Raw genomic sequence first — 3,737 nt, 5'->3', positions numbered from 1 at the left:
ATTACCCTTGATGGTATCAGTCTCACCACCAATTTAGTCCGCGATAATATCGTTTCGCTCAATATCATTCCCCATACCGCGCAAGTCACCAATATTGCCCAGCATTGGCTGGTAGGTAGTAAAGTCAATGTTGAGGTCGATATTGTAGCGCGCTATTTAGAGCGTTTACTAAGCAAGTCGCAAGCGGATACTGCCCATGCTAGCAGCCCGCAAAGTACGATTACTGAGGCGTTTTTAGCTGAGAATGGTTTTATGAAATAAGGGTTAAATAGCCAAAATCATCACCAAGCTGTTATAAAAAACAGATCTTGCAAACGCTTATTGGTTTTTAATCAGCGTTTGCAAAACAGTTTTTAGCTTTTGTTTATTAATAGGCTTGGCCAAAAACTCATCCATGCCCACTTGTAAACAGGCGATTTTATCTTCTTCGCTATTATTTGCGGTTAGCGCGACGATTGGAATATCATCGCCTTGTGCGCGAATCGCTTGGGTCGCTTGCAGTCCATCCATCACGGGCATCCGGCAGTCCATCAAAATAAGCGCAATTTCCTGACGCTGCGCTTGCAATTTGTCTAACGCCTGCTGCCCATCTTCTGCCACGATACTGCGATAGCCAATCTTTTCTAGTATCTTACAAGCTATTTTTTGATTGGTTGGGCTGTCTTCTACCACTAAAATCAGTGGCGCTAACGTTTCAAGAGCGGCGTCATCTGCGCCTAACTGGCTACGGCTTTGCTGATTGTTTTCTTGGCCAGTTGTTTGCGGTAGCAGTGTTTGTCTAACGGGTAGGGTTAGTCGCAGTAACTCAGAGAGTAATAATGCCACATCGAGTGGTTTGTTTAAAAAACCGTCACATTGATCCAGTAACATAGAGGGAATGCGTCGCTCAGCTTTCATACTGACCAATATTTTTGGCAGCGCAGTATTAGACAGTAAGCTATTTAGAGCCTGCTGTTTATCGATATCTATACGTGCTTTATCTTCTGATTTCTCCAATTTATTTTCAGCGTCTATATTTTTATCATCAATGTTTATTTGAGGTAATAACGCGAGCGTGATGTCTTCATAATATTCATAATCTAAGAGCAAAACTGGCGCCAGTCTTTGCGCATCTTGCGCCAGTTTATTATTTATTTGCTCAAGGGCCACTCTATCTATAGAAGTGGAAATAGTGGCTGGGATAGATAAATAAGCACATAAATCGCCTAAATGCCTGGCTCGCAGCGGTTGTTTAATGACGGCAATAAGATGAATATAAGTCAATTGCGGATTAGAGTGGTAAATAGGCTGATAGGCTGGTCGCCTACAAGGCAAATACAGGTTAAAAGTACTGCCTTTATTAAGCGTGCTTTTTATCTCAATAAAGCCGCCTAATAGTTTAGCGAAGCTATTAACGTCATTTAATCCGAGCCCTTTTATGGCGCTGTTTTTGTGCGCGTAGTTAATAGGTCGGTTTTTGATGTGAATACTATTTTGGCTGTTGCTTTCATTAAAATACGTCAGCAGTTGGTGCTGCTTTGCGATATCGATGCCTGTGCCGCTGTCTTTTATACTAAACCGAATCCAGTCGTGCGATGGCTGAGTGATAGTGTTTGATTTATCTAGATTGTCGTGATTAGTATCATGGCTGTTATTAGATATGTGCTCTTTATCCACCTCGCCTATACTGGTACTTTTGATATCAGCTATGTGCGCATGAGTCACCGCGTCGATGGTAAGTGACACATAGCCAGAATTGGTAAATTTAATGGCGTTATCTAATAGATTACGTAGGATTTGCCGCAAGCGCCTATAATCGGTATCGATACAGCGCGGGCTGTTAGGTGCGAAAAAATACAAGAGCTCAAGTCCGTGCTGCCTTAAGCTTTCTACCATCGATTGACTGACTTGTTGACCAAGCTTATAGATATCTACTGCTTCAATAGATAGACGGGATGTACGAACCTCTATCTCTCCTATATCTAACATGTCATTCAACATAGTCAGCATAGAATGGCTGGTTTGAGTCAAAGTCGTAACGATTTGATGTTGCTTAGCGCTCAGATTATCGGGATTGATAGGCTCTAACGTGTCAATCATGGCTTCTAACGGCAGGCGTAAACGATGCCCCATCGTCGATTTAAGTGCTTCAAACTCATCAAGCTGACGTTGTAGTTGACGGTTTTGCTTCTCCAAATGCGCGGTCTGTTCGACAAGTTCGTGAATATTATTTAGGAGGACGGTAAAACCATGCACCTGCCCGTGTTCGCCAAACCACGGCGTGATATGCAACTGATAAGCTTTTTTATTATGCAAACCATAAACCAGTAGCGTGCGCGTGACCCGCAAATCCGCCAGCTTTTGTAGCAGGGCTTGGGTTGATTCGTCTTTAGTAAAGAAAAAATCGGTCAGTTGATAGTTGCTATCGCTGTGAAAGGTGGTGTCAAATACTTGCTCAAAGCGTTGATTAAAAAAGCTGATTTGGCCATGTCTCATAATCATCAGCATCGGCAGCGGCGCATGATCGACCAAACGCTCTAAACGATGTTTTAGAGTGGTAATGCGCCGATGGTTGCTGTGCAGCTGATAACTGATACGGCTCAGCGCGTGACCCAAACGCAAAAATTCATCTGTGGTTTTCTTTTCGATAAACGGCGGTGTGACATAGCCATCCTTAGCATGGCTACTTAACTCATCGGTATAAATGAGCAGTTGCTCCCAGTTAGCACGCCGCTTTAGGGTATAGAGTAAGGCCATAGCAAATAGTAAGATGGCTGTCATCAGTGGCAGCCAATAGCGATACGACATCCAATTGATATCAAGCGGTTCATGCCGTAGTATCAGGTATACCTTATGACCACTTTCAAGCTCAATGGTGCCAACCAGATTGCGATTATTTAGCTCGTAGGCACTATGATGATTGCTATCAGAGGGCAAGGAAGTGATAACGTTGGGGAAGGTGATGCCAGTAAACTCTCGTTCATCAGGGCGGGTACGTCGGTGTATATAGGTTTGCCCAGAAGGCATCATAAAAATTAGCTGATAGCTCATATCCTTTAAAAAAGGCTTTTGTAATATCTTTTTAATTGCTAAGTTTGTAGGGTTTGAGAGCTGGGTTATCTCGTGCTGTAAATTATAAAAGCTTTGGATACTGTGCTGCTCATTATGCTGCCTCATCTCATAAAACATGGTGCCGTAATACACTGCCAACATCGCTAATAATGTCAGTGTATAAAAAATCAGCAGTCGTTGTAGAGACTTAAATTGTTGCATAAAATTTGGCTACATTTTTCTGAGGAATAAGTTACTAATCTTAATCACCATTATAAAGATAAAACGCCTGATTAATAGCGCTTGATTGCTGCTATTACAATCATGGCACAACGCTACAAACTCACCTATAATAGACAAATTAACCATAAATACTGCCTGACTATGACAACACCTGCTGCACAATCTGATTTACCTATTAACGCCACTCAACCTCAGCAAAGCGCCACTATCAAAGTGCCATCTGTTGCTAAATCGCTGCGCGTGATATTTGCTGGCACCCCAGAGTTTGCAGCGGTTAGTCTTGAGGCGCTTATCGAGCAGCAAGAAGCGCTGAATATAGATATCGTTGCCGTTTATACTCAGCCTGACCGCAAAGCGGGCCGCGGACAAAAACTGGCGGCGTCTGCGGTCAAGCAAGTTGCTTTGGCCAATGACATTATGGTTGAGCAGCCTGCTACTTTCAAAAAGTCCAGCACCGAAGGCAT

1 protein-coding gene and 2 pseudogenes are annotated in these 3,737 nt (G+C 43.1%); 2 read left to right on the top strand and 1 reads right to left on the bottom strand.

Annotated elements, in window-relative coordinates:
• A pseudogene (locus V7D75_RS11330) lies at positions 1-261 on the top strand (riboflavin synthase); the annotation flags it as partial.
• Between the two features lie 57 nt (positions 262-318).
• Here V7D75_RS11330 and V7D75_RS11325 read toward each other — a convergent pair.
• Positions 319-3,252: a response regulator gene (locus V7D75_RS11325; protein ID WP_333614638.1), complete on the bottom strand. Its 2,934-nt coding sequence runs from the start codon at positions 3,250-3,252 to the stop codon at positions 319-321.
• Between the two features lie 162 nt (positions 3,253-3,414).
• Between V7D75_RS11325 and V7D75_RS11320 the strand changes: the two are divergent.
• A pseudogene (locus V7D75_RS11320) lies at positions 3,415-3,737 on the top strand (methionyl-tRNA formyltransferase); the annotation flags it as partial.

This window comes from Psychrobacter sp. (assembly GCF_036731945.1).
Taxonomy (GTDB): domain Bacteria; phylum Pseudomonadota; class Gammaproteobacteria; order Pseudomonadales; family Moraxellaceae; genus Psychrobacter.
This window is presented reverse-complemented; position numbering and strand designations above follow the sequence as displayed.

Bases quoted from the DNA above. Each gene is read 5' to 3' on its own strand.
- V7D75_RS11325 (WP_333614638.1), bottom strand. From the start codon at position 3,252: ATGCAACAATTTAAGTCTCTACAACGACTGCTGATTTTTTATACACTG.